Annotated in this window: 13 protein-coding genes; 11 read left to right on the top strand and 2 right to left on the bottom strand. The window is 43.6% G+C overall.

Features of this window, described 5'->3' with window-relative positions; translation table 11 throughout:
- Positions 1–13: 13 nt before the first annotated feature.
- From IGI78_RS13560 to IGI78_RS13550, 3 genes are read left to right on the top strand one after another with little or no spacing between them, the layout of a single operon-like run.
- Complete coding sequence (locus IGI78_RS13560) at positions 14–370, top strand: PTS glucitol/sorbitol transporter subunit IIA (protein ID WP_195266155.1); 357 nt, start codon at positions 14–16, stop codon at positions 368–370.
- 42 nt (positions 371–412) lie between these two features.
- Complete coding sequence (locus IGI78_RS13555; protein WP_195266154.1) at positions 413–1093, top strand: fructose-6-phosphate aldolase; 681 nt, start codon at positions 413–415, stop codon at positions 1091–1093.
- On the top strand, positions 1090–1740 hold the full coding sequence (locus IGI78_RS13550; protein ID WP_195266153.1) for an HAD family hydrolase: 651 nt from the start codon (positions 1090–1092) through the stop codon (positions 1738–1740). Before IGI78_RS13555 ends, IGI78_RS13550 begins: the two co-directional genes overlap by 4 nt.
- A 113-nt stretch (positions 1741–1853) precedes the next feature.
- On the opposite strand, the gene IGI78_RS13545 is transcribed toward IGI78_RS13550, so the two are convergent.
- Positions 1854–2642, bottom strand: coding sequence for a PHP domain-containing protein (locus IGI78_RS13545; protein WP_195266152.1), 789 nt, complete (start codon positions 2640–2642; stop codon positions 1854–1856).
- Between the two features lie 132 nt (positions 2643–2774).
- On the opposite strand from IGI78_RS13545, the gene IGI78_RS13540 reads away from it, so the two are divergent.
- The 6 genes from IGI78_RS13540 (at position 2775) to IGI78_RS13515 (ending at position 8466) form a co-directional block, all read left to right on the top strand.
- Entirely contained in the window at positions 2775–3641 is an 867-nt protein-coding gene (locus tag IGI78_RS13540; protein WP_195266151.1) for an AraC family transcriptional regulator, read from the top strand.
- A gap of 234 nt (positions 3642–3875) precedes the next feature.
- Positions 3876–4949, top strand: coding sequence for a Gfo/Idh/MocA family protein (locus tag IGI78_RS13535; protein ID WP_005228203.1), 1074 nt, complete (start codon positions 3876–3878; stop codon positions 4947–4949).
- Between the two features lie 30 nt (positions 4950–4979).
- Positions 4980–5732, top strand: a complete 753-nt coding sequence (locus tag IGI78_RS13530; protein ID WP_288362298.1) for a sugar phosphate isomerase/epimerase family protein — start codon at positions 4980–4982, stop codon at positions 5730–5732.
- Entirely contained in the window at positions 5729–6448 is a 720-nt protein-coding gene (locus IGI78_RS13525; RefSeq protein WP_077452142.1) for a ThuA domain-containing protein, read from the top strand. The genes IGI78_RS13530 and IGI78_RS13525 overlap by 4 nt, the downstream gene beginning before the upstream one ends.
- Complete coding sequence (locus IGI78_RS13520) at positions 6445–7413, top strand: sugar phosphate isomerase/epimerase family protein (RefSeq protein ID WP_195266149.1); 969 nt, start codon at positions 6445–6447, stop codon at positions 7411–7413. Before IGI78_RS13525 ends, IGI78_RS13520 begins: the two co-directional genes overlap by 4 nt.
- 24 nt (positions 7414–7437) lie before the next feature.
- Positions 7438–8466 (top strand): Gfo/Idh/MocA family protein, encoded by a 1029-nt coding sequence (locus tag IGI78_RS13515; RefSeq protein ID WP_086291698.1) that lies wholly within the window; start codon positions 7438–7440, stop codon positions 8464–8466.
- Positions 8467–8524: 58 nt separating this feature from the next.
- Here the strand turns inward: IGI78_RS13515 and IGI78_RS13510 are convergent, their stop codons facing one another.
- Positions 8525–9433 carry an ArsR/SmtB family transcription factor gene (locus tag IGI78_RS13510; RefSeq protein ID WP_195266148.1) on the bottom strand — a complete coding sequence of 303 codons (909 nt, stop codon included), beginning with the start codon at positions 9431–9433 and terminating at the stop codon, positions 8525–8527.
- 353 nt (positions 9434–9786) lie between these two features.
- Between IGI78_RS13510 and IGI78_RS13505 the strand changes: the two genes are divergently transcribed.
- Positions 9787–11580 carry a glycoside hydrolase family 2 protein gene (locus IGI78_RS13505; RefSeq protein WP_195266147.1) on the top strand — a complete coding sequence of 598 codons (1794 nt, stop codon included), beginning with the start codon at positions 9787–9789 and terminating at the stop codon, positions 11578–11580.
- A gap of 253 nt (positions 11581–11833) precedes the next feature.
- Positions 11834–12760: an alpha/beta fold hydrolase gene (locus IGI78_RS13500; protein ID WP_195266146.1), complete on the top strand. Its 927-nt coding sequence runs from the start codon at positions 11834–11836 to the stop codon at positions 12758–12760.
- Positions 12761–12838 lie beyond the last annotated feature (78 nt).

The raw sequence follows: 12838 nt of genomic DNA, 5'->3' as shown, positions 1-12838 counted from the left end.
GGAGGAAGCAGAAATGGCAGTTTTTACTACGACAGTTCTTTCAATCGGTGTGGAGGCGGAATTATTTCGCGAAGAAAATATGATCATTCTTTTTGGCAAAGATGCACCGGCAGCGTTAGCTGACTATTGTTACAATATTGAAGTACAGCCAATGAATGGCACGATTACATCTGAACAAAAATTATGGATCGATGATCAAAGCTATCAAATTACCTCGGTAGGCGATGTGGTATCAAGAAATTTACAAGAATTAGGACACATCACGATTAAATTTGATGGCAGTTCGACCTCTGAATTACCAGGCACACTTTATGTAGAAGCAAAAACGATCCCTGTGATTGATAAAGGAACGAAAATCAGCATTAAGTAAGGAAACTGTCTAGTAAAACGTAAGATTGAAGGAGTGTAAGCAATGGAATTCTTTTTGGATACAGTAAATCTTGAGGAAATCACCCACTATCAAAAGGTACTCCCGCTGGCAGGAGTAACCTCGAACCCCACGATTTTGAAAGCTGCGGGGAACATCGACTTTTTTACTCATTTGCAAGCAGTGAAAGAACGAATCGGAGAAGCATCCTTACATGTTCAAGTGGTTGGGGAAACCGTCGATGAGATGATCCTAGATGCAGAAACGATTATCAATAAGCTGGGAAACGACGTCTATATCAAAATCCCTGTCAATGAAAATGGGTTAGAAGCCATCAAACGCTTAAAAGAGCGTGAATTCAACTTAACAGCTACAGCCATTTATACCGAATTGCAGGGGTTCTTAGCGATTGGTGCTGGAGTCGATTATTTGGCGCCATACTATAACCGTATGGAAAATATTAATGTTGATGCACCAACAGTCATCGAATCATTGGCACAAGCGATTCGTACCACTCAAGCACAAAGTAAGATCCTTGCCGCAAGCTTTAAGAACACTGCGCAAATGAATCGCGCGATTCGTGCAGGGGCACATGCGCTCACTGCTGATCCAGACATCTATCGACAAGGATTAGCCATGCCTTCCATTCAAAAAGCAGTAACGGACTTTCACAATGACTGGGTCGAGACGTTTGAGTCGCCATCGATTCAGGGGTTATGCCAATGACGACAACGGTAATTTTTGATATGGATGGGGTTATTGTAGATTCTGAGTATACGTTTTTAGAATCAAAAACAGCGATGCTTCATAGTGAAGGGCACCTTGTAGATGAGTCGTATCACTATCAGTTCATGGGGACCACTGCAGAATTTATGTGGGAAAAAATGAAGGAAGAATTACAGTTACAAAAATCTGTTTCAGCGTACATTGAAGAAATGAATCGCAGAAGAAAAGCGTTGATCACACGTGATGGCGTCAAAGCGATTCCTCATGTGCAAACATTGATTCGGCAGTTAGCAGAAGCGAACTTTCAGCTTGGTGTTGCTTCCTCTTCTCCCAAAAAAGAGATTGAGGAGAACCTGGATCAATTGCAGTTGCGAAACTATTTTACTGAGATCGTCAGTAGTGAAGAAGTAGCACGCTCGAAACCCTTTCCCGACGTATTCTTGAAAGCAGCGTCTTTGTTGGGCACGAACCCTCAGCAATGTATCGTCATTGAAGATACGATCAATGGCTGTAAAGCTGCCAAAGCTGCGGGTATGTACTGTATTGGCTTTGCGAATCCAGCATTCCCTGTGCAAGGTCTGCCAGCGGATCAAACGATCATTGATTTTCGTGACCTGAATGTGCAAGAATTGAAAACCATCAAATAATACGCACAACTAAAATGACCAACCTAGGAAAGGATGACTGCTAATGAAGCTGGAATCCTCCTTTCCTTGGCTGGTCATTTTTAATTTTTTTGCATGATAGTCAAAGAATAAGCTTATTCTGTCGGTAAATCCGCCATAAACCGTTCGCTACCTTGAAAGAGCGCTAATTGATTGACACCAAAGGAACGCAACAGATCGCTCATCGCTGCAAAATCTAACCGATAGTCACTGGCTTTATGGGCATCAGATCCGAGGGTGAACAATTTACCACCGACACTTTGATACAGCGGGATTGCATATTGATAAAGGTGAGCATTTTGATAGGGGCCAAAGCTCTTAGCGTTGATTTCCATCGCTAAGTCGCGGGCAACGATTTTTTTGAAGATCGTCGTTAACTCTGTTTCAAAATGGGTGGCCAATTCCTCAGCTGTAAATTGGAAACGTCGCAAGCCATAATCAAAGTGGGTCACGATGTGTCCGTCAGAAAACGAGTCCAACACGTGGGCCATTTGGTCAAAGTATTGTTTGGCGACTGCAAATTTGTCTTTGTTCAACACGGCATCGTCCATATAATCAAAGGTACCGTTTTGATGGATACTGATCAATTTCAAGTCATAGGGATGGCTTTCAAGATAGCGCAAGATTTCTTGTTCTTGACCAGGCACGACACCAATCTCGATGCCTTTTAAGAGTTTCGTCGTTGTGGTCTCTTGCAGCTTCTGGTGGGTATTTACTAGTAATTCATAGTCAGGAATATCATCACGGAATCCCGAATAGGGGTTCTTCAAATCGAAATGATCTGTCGCAACGAAGTAGGCAGGCTGGTAAGCAAGATAATTCTCAAACTGTTCATCTGAATCAAAAGACAAAAATGTATGCAGATGTTGATCATAATAATTCATAAACAAGACTCCTTTTCTTGAATACGATACCACAAAAAAGCAGAAGAAACTATGATTGGCTGAGAAAAGGTTTTCTCTTGGACAATTTTTCGCTTATAATAAATAAGAATAGAGCGAAGGAGTCGGTCAGCCATGAGTATGTACCTTGAAATTCCTGAATTTGAAAGTGAATTTCGTTTTCGAACGTTTCTAAATGATGGGTTGACCATCGTTTACCCCCATGTCCATAAAGAAATCGAGATCATTTACGCTAAGCGCGGCACGGTCAATATTGGTGTTGACGATACGATCATTGAGTTGGAGGAAGGGGATCTGTACCTTTTTTCCAGCGGGCAACCCCACTATTTTCTAGCATCGCCTGAGAGTGAACGCTATGTCTATCAATTTGATGTGAAGCTTTTTGAAGAGCCGCTGCTGCGAGAAAATGAAGTATCCTTGATGACACTCTTTGAAGAAGGGGAGCCCCACAGTAAAAATTGGCCAACGAGTTTTACGGAAAAAATAACAGGTCTCTTGATCGAGTTGTATCAGTTGGAAGAAGAAAATGTTGTTGGTAAGCGTTATTTGACTCTCGGGCTGCTTTACCAGTTGATTGGGGAGTGCTATCAAGGTTTGCCAAAGCGCAAACAAGCCGTCAATCCGCTAAAACGAACGGCCGCACAATACAAAGAAACCTTGCAGCGCCTGAATGATGTCTTTGAGTACATCGAATCTCATTACCAAGAAGTCTTGACGATGGAGGACACCGCAAGACATGTAGGGTTTAGTCCCCATTATTTCACGCGTTTCTTTAAAACCAATACTGGCAAGACCTTCATGCAGTTTTTGACGGAATACCGCATCAATCAAGCCAAATTTATCTTGGCCAATGAAAAGATCCCAATGGCAGAAGTCGCCGAAAAAGCAGGCTTTGCTAGTGTCAAAACATTTCACCATGTCTTTAAGGAAGCCGTTGGTCAATCACCGTTGCAGTACCAGAAACAACTGAATCAAAATTGATAGAAACAGCCGATGAGCCTTTGCTTGTCGACTGTTTTTTTGTCAATTTGGCACTATTTTTTTCTCGATAGTGTTTTTTAAAGCGCTCTGCACAAATTGTGGAGTGGTTCTTTTTGTTAAAGTTTCATAAGATAATTTTCGGGAATTTTTTCAATGGAAACTGGGAAGAACTGCTTTCGATGTTTCGCTATAATGAGGGGGTAGAAAATAATAAGCGTTTTCAGGAGGAAAGATATGACAGTAAAAGTTGGAATCATTGGGTGCGGTGGGATCGCAAACGGCAAGCACATGCCTGCCTTGTCTCAAGTAGAAGAAGTAGAAATGGTTGCCTTTTGTGATCTGCTGGTTGAACGTGCAGTTGAAGCGAAATCAGCATTTGGGACCGAAGATGCCCAAGTATTCAGCGATTATCAAGAAATGTTGGCACAAGCTGATCTAGATGTGATCCATGTGTGTACACCAAACGCCTCGCATGCTGAGTTGACGATTGCCGCACTAGAAGCGGATTGTCATGTCATGTGTGAAAAACCAATGGCAAAGACAGCGGCAGAAGCCAAAGCAATGATCGAAGCAGCCAATAGAACAGGGAAAAAACTCACGATCGGCTACCAAAACCGTTTTAGAAAAGATTCTCGTTATCTTCATGAAGTGTGCGCCGAAGGACAATTAGGAAACATTTATTTTGGGAAAGCTCATGCGATCCGTCGTCGGGCTGTGCCAACTTGGGGTGTTTTCCTTGATGAAGAAGCGCAAGGCGGCGGTCCGTTGATCGATATTGGTACCCACGCATTGGATCTGACCTTATGGATGATGAACAATTACAAACCAAAATTTGTTGTCGGAAAAGCGTATCATGAGTTGTCACAAACCAAAAATGCCGCAAATGCTTGGGGCCCTTGGGACCCAGAGAAATTCTCAGTAGAAGATTCGGCCTTTGGTTTTGTGGTCATGGAAGATGGCGCAACGATTTTCTTAGAAGCCAGCTGGGCGCTCAACAGCTTGGATGTGAAAGAAGCCAAAACGACACTGATGGGTAGCAAAGCCGGTGCGGATATGAACAACGGTTTGACCATCAATGGGGAAGACCACAGCTTGCTGTATGAAAAAAATATCGAACTTGAAACAGGTGGCGTTGATTTTTATGAAGGAAACGGGGAGACGCCAGAAATTTTAGAAGCACAATCGTGGATCCATGCGATCATCAACGATACCGAACCAGTGGTCAAACCTGAAGAAGCAATGGTCGTGACGGAGATTTTAGAAGCGATCTACAAATCATCGCAAACCGGTGAGCCAGTCTACCTATAAGAACTGCTGGAAGAAAAGGAGCGAGCATAAATGACAAAACCGAAAATCGCTTTACAGCTTTGGAGTATTCAAGAGGACTGCAAGACAGACCTTTTTGAAGCGTTGAAAACAGTAAAACAAAACGGCTATGACGGTGTTGAATTTGCTGGTTATCATGGACATAGTGCTGCACAGATCAAAGAAATGCTGGAGCAGTTGGATTTGGCGGTCGCGGCTTCCCATATCCCGTTTGAAGCATTGCAAGATCGTTTTGAAGAAACCGTCGCTTTTGAAAAAACGATTGGCAATCAACGGATCGTAATTCCGTATGCCAGCTTTGATTCTTTCGAAAAATGGCAAGCCTTTGCTGCGGAGCTGACCCAGATCACCCAAAAATTGCAAGCCGAAGGGCTGACTTGCTACTACCACAACCATGCCCATGAATTTACTGAAGTTGCTGGAGAATCTATGATCGATGAACTGATCAAAGACAATCCGCAACTGCGTTTGGAAGCCGACCTTTACTGGTTAGCCTTTGCAAACGTGGCTATTTTACCTTGGCTAAAGGAACGCGAAACGAAGGTCGGCTTGGTTCATATCAAAGATATGCAAGAGCAGCCGCAGGAAAGCACCGAGATCGGCAATGGGATTTTACCAATTAAGTCGTATGTAGAAGCAGCTAAAGCATTAGAACTACCATGGCTGATCGTCGAGCAGGAAGCTTTTCAAAAATTCGCTCCTTTAGAAGCTAGCGGGATTGATTATCTGCAATTAAAAGACATCGTAGAGGAGGTCTACCAATGATCCATGTTACGGTATGGAACGAGTTTCGTCATGAAAAAACGAATGAGACCGTCCAAAAAATGTATCCAGAAGGAATCCATGGTCAAATTGCCAAGTTTTTAGAAGAGGATGATTTCCAAGTGCGAACGGCGACCCTTGATGAACCAGAACATGGGTTGACGGAGCAAGTATTGGCTGACACGGATGTGTTGGTTTGGTGGGGCCATATGGCGCATGAAGAAGTCGATGATGCTATCGTTGCTCGTGTGCAGCAGCGTGTATGGGAAGGAATGGGACTGATCGTCTTGCATTCCGGCCATTTTTCGAAAATCTTTAAAACCTTGATGGGAACGTCGTGCGATTTGAAATGGCGGGTAGACGATCAGCATGCGCGGATCTGGAATATCAATCCAAGCCACCCAATCGTTGAAGGAGTCGGCGAATGGATCGAACTAGAGCAAGAGGAAATGTATGGCGAGCACTTTGATATTCCAGCGCCGGATGAATTGATTTTTGTCAGCTGGTTCCCTGGGGGTGAAGTTTTCCGCAGCGGCTGTACATTCCGCCGTGGGAATGGCAAGATCTTCTATTTCCAGCCTGGTCATGAGACATTCCCAAGCTATTACAATCCCAAAGTGCAAAAAGTGATCCAAAATGCGGCTCGTTGGTGTGCACCAACAGAAAATCGTTACCCAACGTATGGGCATTTTCAAGCAATTGAGGAGGAAAGAAAATGAAATTAGGTGTTTTTACCCCGTTATTCAATCAACTTAGCTTTGAAGAGATGATTGATGAAGTAGCGAAAAAAGGGCTCCAAACCGTTGAAATCGGTACCGGTGGTTCTCCCGGCAATGCTCACTTAGACATTGACCGTTTACTAGCAAGTGAAGCAGAGCGAAAAGAATACTTAGCGAAATTAGCTGATAAAGGATTGGAAATCTCAGCTTTGAGCTGTCACAACAACCCAATCTCTCCACTAAAAGCAGAAGCGCAAGAAGCCGATGAACTTTTGCGCAAAACCATCAAATTAGCCAGCTTAATGAATGTACCTGTTGTGAATGGATTTTCAGGCATTTCAGGAGGAAATGCAACAGATACGCAAGTCAACTGGCCAGTATTGCCATGGCCAACGGAATACGATGACAATTATAATTATCAATGGGAACAAAAACTGATTCCTTATTGGAAAGGCATCAACACGGAAGCGGAAGCGGCTGGTGTTAAAATCGGGATCGAACTTCATGGCGGCTTTTTGGCACATACTCCTTATACGATGTTGAAACTGCGGGATGCTGCGGGGAAAGCCATCGGCTGTAACTTGGATCCAAGTCATTTATGGTGGCAAGGGATCGACCCAGTGGCAGCGGTCAAAATCTTAGGGGAAGCCGATGCGATCCATCACTTCCATGCCAAAGATACGTATTTGGACCAAGACAATATCAACATGCATGGCTTGACGGACATGCAGCCATATAGCAATGTCAAAACCCGAGCTTGGACCTTCCGTTCAGTCGGTTGCGGCCACAGCTTACAAGTCTGGTCAGATATTATTTCTGCGCTTAGAATTTATGGGTATGATTATGTCTTGAGTATTGAACATGAAGATCCAATCATGTCCATTGATGAAGGACTGACTCGTGCCATCAGTAACTTGAAGACGATTATGATCCGTGAAGAAGCTTCATCCATGTGGTGGGCATAAGAAGAAAACCGAGGAGTGTCAGACATGAGTGCAATCAATTTTGCAGTAATCGGATATGGCGGCATGGGTGCGTACCATGTCCACAATATCTTACCAAATGAAAACGAACGAATCCACATCGTAGGAACTTACGATATCAATGAAGAACGTCAAGCGATCTCCCAAGAAAAAGGCCATAAGATCTTTAAAAGCTATGATGAAGTCTTAGCCGATGAGACGATCGAAGCAGTATTGATCGCCACACCTAATGACTTGCACAAAGAGTTATCGATCGCTGCGTTGAAAGCCGGCAAACATGTTGTTTGCGAGAAGCCTGTTGCGCTGAATACTGCGGAACTAGATGAGATCGTGGCGGTTGCCCAAGAAACCGGCAATACCTTTATGGTTCACCAAAACCGCCGTTGGGATCCTGATTTTCTACTTGTACGCGAACTGTACCGTAATGGACAGATCGGTGATTTGTTCCAATTAGAGTCACGGGTCCAAGGGGCGAACGGCATCCCAGGAGACTGGCGCCATGTGAAAAAACAAGGTGGAGGAATGCTTTTAGACTGGGGCGTTCACTTGCTGGATCAAATGCTATGGCTGATCGACAGTCCAGTGAAAGATGTTAAAGCGGATCTTAGCTTTGTGTTGGGGGAAGAAGTCGATGATGGGTTCTTCGCTTTGATTACCTTTGAAAATGGGGTCAAAGCAATCGTGGAAGTTGGAACCTCCAATTACACGCAATTGCCTCGCTGGTACATCAAAGGAACAGAAGGAACAGCCACCATCACCGATTGGGATCTAAATGGGGAAATGGTGCAAGCAACAGGTCGCGAAGACGTGGCCGCACCAAAACCAGTCCAAGCAGGCGTCGGCTTGACGAAAACGATGGCACCCCCATCGGAATTGGCAGCCAAAGAAATTCCTTTCCCGAAAGCCGAAGCGGATTTTGAACCTTTCTACAAGAATTTTTACAACGTTGTACGCAACGGTGCCGAACCTATCGTTAAAAACGAAGAAGTCCGAGCAGTGATGCAGTTGATCGAACGCATTTTTGCCATAGCGTAATCCTATTTAAAGACCAAGTACCTGCTGATCGAGGTGCTTGGTCTTTTTTTGTGAATCATTATTCTGAATAATACAGATCGACTTGAATGTTTTGATTATGGTTGCCGAACCCTTTGCCGAATAAAGTTAACCCTCCTTGATTTTTTGCGTCTTTTTCGATGGCTAAACGCAGTTTGATAAATGGGGAGTCGGACAAATGAAGTGCGTCAATAGTGACGTTTGAACAAACTTCGCCATCGATTGTCGCAGCTTGTTTATTGATCCGCAGGTGTTTCAGTAAACCATACTGACTAAAGCGGTCGTTCCACCATAGCGGTGTGTAGCGTCCCCTTGTATCAGAAAAGTTTCCTGGAACAGTATAAACAGCGACTTTTACATCATTAATGAAAATCGAAATATCGCTGGGCCACAGATTGTTTGAGAGGGGAAATTCGGATGCGAGTTCCAGACTGATCTCCAACAATTCCGGAGTCTCAGATTCTTGCAAAAGATTAGGAATTTTGTATTCAACAAATCCTTTGCTGAACCAGAGCAAACCAGCATTTACTCGTTCAGAATCCAGAAAATATTTGGGGTCATCCGGTTTGCCGACAACGTCTCTGACAGTTGCAAGGCCGCAAGTTGGCTTTACCGAAAAATCTGTAAAATGACCGATATTCAAATCGATAGAATGTGCTTTATATGGTTGATTGATCCTAGCCGGAAAACGAATGTAGATATCATCAGTTTTCAAAAAAACAAGCTTCTTGTTGCGGTTGGTTCCTGTTCCCCGTTCGGAATCGAGTAGACCAGCATCCTCCATCTGCTGTACATGCCTTGTGGTAATTGCATTGCTGATCTGCAATGCTTGAGCAATTTCACTGATGCTTTTTTTCTCATTGCCGATATAACGGAGCATGCTTAATCTTGTTTGACTAGCCAACGCTTCATAAATCGGCAGAGCTTCTTTACTTAAATCAAGTTCCATTTGACACCTCTTTAACTGTTCAGTTAATTTAACTGCGGAAAATTCTCCTTATACCTACTTAAGGGTTAACTACATGGTTGTTTTTACAAAAGTAGTATAGCATGGTGTTGACAGCGTTTGCAACGGGTGTTACGTTAAATTTACAGGATAACAACAATTGAATTAATTTAACTAATTAGTTAAATAGTTGGTGGGTTAAATATCCTAGTACCAATTGATGAACAGTGACTGGTACCTACTAAAAAAACTACAAAAAGAAGCAAGCGTTTTTTTATCAGCATATTGCTGTCTGCGCTGTCTTCGGTCAACCGCAACTGCTTCTGTTATAAAAAAGCAAACAAGGAGTGAAAGGTATGAAACGAAATGAATATCCTCGTCCGCAATTTGTGCGTAAAGAGTGGACAAACTTGAATGGGGAATGGCTGTTTATGTATGATGATGACAATGTAGGGATCCAGGCCCGTTGGTTCGAGAATCAAACGGCTTTTCAAAAAAAAATTACGGTCCCCTTTGTCTATCAAAGCCAAGAGAGTGGCATAGGTGAACGGAAGGTACATGACATCGTTTGGTATTCTCGTAAATTTGAAGTAAACTGGCAGCCGGAAGAACGAGTGCTCCTGCATTTTGGGGCCATCGATTATGAATCAGATATCTATATCAATGGGCAGCATGTCAAACATCACATCGGCGGACACACTTCTTTTCATGTAGATATTACCGATCAATTACACGCTGACACTTACCAAAACGTGACGGTTCGGGCCTATGATCCTCACAATGATGAGAGTATTCCCCGTGGCAAGCAGTTTTGGGAAGAAGAGTCTCAGGCAATCTGGTACACGAATTCAACCGGTATCTGGCAGACTGTATGGTTGGAGGTTGTTCCACTCCTCCATTTGGAGTCGGTAAAATTTATGCCAAAATTTGATGAAGGAAAAGTGGAAATAACCGCCAACGCTAGCCAACTCTTGGATAACTTGAATTTGTCTTATGAGATTACCTTTGGCGAAACACGTGTTGTCGCAGGGACTATTGAAATGAATGAACGCAAAGTTGTGTTTGAGTCGGAATTGATCCAAGAGTATATTTTTCGCACGAACTTTCATAATAATGGCTGGTCATGGACACCAGAAACACCGAATCTTTTTTCTGTAAAGCTGATTCTAACTGGCAAAAATGCCCCAGCAGATATCGTTGAAAGTTACTTTGGGATGCGTAAGATTCATACGGAAAACGGCATGATTTATTTGAATAATCGTCCTTACTATCAAAAGCTAGTTTTAGATCAAGGGTACTGGCCTAATGGGTTGCTTACAGCGCCAACGGACGAGGCGTTAAAGAAAGATATTGTACTCGCTAAAGAAATGGGGTTCAACGGTTGTCGGAAGCATCAAAAAACCGAGGATCCGCGCTTCTTATATTGGGCAGATAGATTGGGTTTTCTAGTTTGGGGGGAATGTGCTGCTCCGACAATTTACAATGAGCATTCAGTATCGCGATTGATGCAGGAGTGGACGGAGATCATTGCTCGTGATTTTAATCATCCTTCGATCGTAACTTGGGTTCCCATCAATGAAAGCTGGGGAGTGCCGTCTATTGCTTGGAACCGACAGCAACAGCATTTTTCACAAGCCATATATCATTATATCCATTCATTGGATGAGACGCGTTTGGTGATTTCTAATGATGGTTGGGCGATGACGGAAACTGACATCTGTGGCATCCATAACTATGCTCATGGCAATGAGCATGAAACGAAAAAGTATGCCTATTTCAAGCAAAGTTTGCGAACGCGAGAAGATCTGCTTCACCGAATCTCAAATGCATGGCCGATTTTTGCTAAAGGTTTCAGTTATGCGGGACAACCCATTTTGCTGACAGAGTTTGGCGGCATCGGATTTGATGTCTCGGGAAGACCAGGTTGGGGCTATACTTCTGTCAGCAATGAGGTCGCATTTTTAAAAGACTACCAGCGGATTATGGATGCGGTATATGAATCAGTTGGTTTATGGGGATTCTGTTATACTCAATTAACAGATGTCGAGCAGGAAATCAATGGACTGCTGACCTATGAGCGAAAACCCAAAGCTTCTTTGGAGGAGATCAAAGCTATCAACGATCAATTTCATGTTCCCCAGATCGATTAATTTTAGGAATTGAAAAACTCACAGTCATTCTACGGACTGGTTTGATAAGAAAACGCGTCAACAGAGCTTTTGCTCTGAGAGAAGGCAAGTGCCGCTTTGTTCAAGATTTTTTCTTGGACAAAGCGCTGCATTTGTCTTTATTAGCTTGCTTTTTTCGAAGGTGTATCTACGAACCGATGATTTCCATGTATAATAAAGAAAACAACCGTTTTATTTGGCGGAGGGAAAAGAAAAAGCAAAAGAGGTGCAAACTATGAGGATGAATCAAGAAAAGCTGACTTCATCAAATGGGAAGGATCAGCTTTTTGTCAAAACGTGGCTGCCAGAAGAACAGCCAAAAGCAGTCGTGCAAATCGTCCACGGAATGATCGAACACATTGAACGTTACCACGAGTTTGCGGAATGTTTAACTGCGCAAGGCTATGCGGTGGTCGGTCATGATCACTTAGGGCATGGGCAATCCGTGAAAGAAACACAGGCCTATGGTCATTTTGGTGAAAAAGAGGGCGCCAAATATTTAGTGGCAGATGTGGGAGTGGTCCATCAGTACGCCGCTGCTTGCTACCCAGACCGACCATACTTTATCTTAGGGCACAGTATGGGGTCGCTGGTTTTGCGGAATTATTTGTTTAGTCAGCCACATCCATTGTCAGGAGCGATCATCATGGGCACCACGATGGAAAAAGCCGTGCTGATGCAAGGAGGCAAACTTGTCACGAACTTGTTGCGCCCGTTTGCCGCTCAGAAATGGCCTTATCACGTAATGGAACAGCTAGTTTTTGGTCAGCACAACCGGCGTTTTCGTCCCAATCGAACCGCCAAGGACTGGTTGACCAGTGATCCGCAGCAAGTGGATCGCTATTTGAAGGACCCTTACACCCAATTTCATTTTTCTTTAGCAGCTTACAAGGATCTCTTTACATTGACACAAGCTGCCAGTGATCCGGACCAACTGCGCAAGATTGATCCAGAATTGCCGCTGCTGCTGATTTCAGGTGCAGACGATCCTGTTGGGCACTATGGCAAAAGCGTCCGCCAATTGGCTCAGCAACTGAAGCAAAATGCTGACGTGACGATGTATTTGCTTGAGCAGGGACGTCATGAGATTTTGAATGAGCGCAACCGCGAGATCGTTTACAATGAAATTTCTCGCTGGCTATTTGAAAAAATGCCGAAATGACGAACGTTAAGAAATTGGTAGTCTTTTCTGAAAATTCAAAATTATTTTCTCTTTTAAGGCTTTTTTCATTTTCGGCTA

The organism is Enterococcus sp. DIV1767 (assembly GCF_050542585.1).
In the GTDB taxonomy this organism is placed as follows: Bacteria; Bacillota; Bacilli; order Lactobacillales; family Enterococcaceae; genus Enterococcus_D; species Enterococcus_D innesii.
Note: the sequence above shows the minus strand (reverse complement) of the source record. Positions and strands in the feature narration are given on the sequence as shown.